The organism is Pseudoalteromonas sp. SIMBA_162 (assembly GCF_046535955.1).
Classification (GTDB): Bacteria; Pseudomonadota; Gammaproteobacteria; order Enterobacterales; family Alteromonadaceae; genus Pseudoalteromonas; species Pseudoalteromonas marina.
Genome location: NZ_JAWJBQ010001120.1, coordinates 1 through 239, shown reverse-complemented (window position 1 = coordinate 239; position 239 = coordinate 1). Strand labels below are relative to the sequence as shown.

Here is a 239-nt window from a genome sequence, read left to right as displayed (position 1 = left end):
ATAGCAAGTCCACAGTAAAACTCAATACGTGTACGGTAAACAGGAAGTGTGTCTAATTCACCTAAGTCGCGTACTTGCACACCGCCATTACGTAAACCGCTGACATGTTCCATAGCACCAAATTTTAATGCGTAGATTTCTGAAGTTTCTTTAGTACCACCATCTTTAATAGTGAACGGTAAAATCTCATCTTCAAAAGTACGAATTTGTACATCACCAAACATAGTAACAGGACGTCC

General features: G+C 39.3%; 1 protein-coding gene. It reads right to left on the bottom strand.

The annotated features are described in order from the left end of the window. Positions 1 to 239: hypothetical protein (locus R0J88_RS23165; protein WP_410901339.1), on the bottom strand; the 239-nt coding region annotated here is incomplete at both ends.